Source organism: Sporosarcina koreensis, from assembly GCF_001531445.1.
GTDB lineage: Bacteria > Bacillota > Bacilli > Bacillales_A > Planococcaceae > Sporosarcina > Sporosarcina koreensis_C.
In genome coordinates, this window is record NZ_LQYA01000372.1 from 1 (window position 1) to 243 (window position 243).

Annotated in this window: 1 protein-coding gene; it reads right to left on the reverse strand. The window is 39.5% G+C overall.

Features of this window, described 5'->3' with window-relative positions:
- The coding region (locus tag AWV70_RS22460) for an MFS transporter (RefSeq protein ID WP_153010112.1) at positions 1 to 243 on the reverse strand (243 nt) is incomplete at both ends.

Consider the following 243-nt stretch of genomic DNA (forward strand, 5'->3'; position numbering starts at 1 on the left):
ATAAGACCAAACGCTTTACCCCTATTTTCCTTTGGAATATAGCGCGCAACTACAACCATCACGAGTGCTGGAAATGCAGCTGCACCAGCTCCTTGAATAAATCGAGCCAGAATAAGTATGGGAAAAAAAGAATGTCCAACAAACCCAATTACCGATACGAAGCAATTTATTATAATCCCAAATAGGAGTAACCTTTTAATGCCTAGCTGATCAGATAGCTTTCCATATAGAGCTGTTCCAATA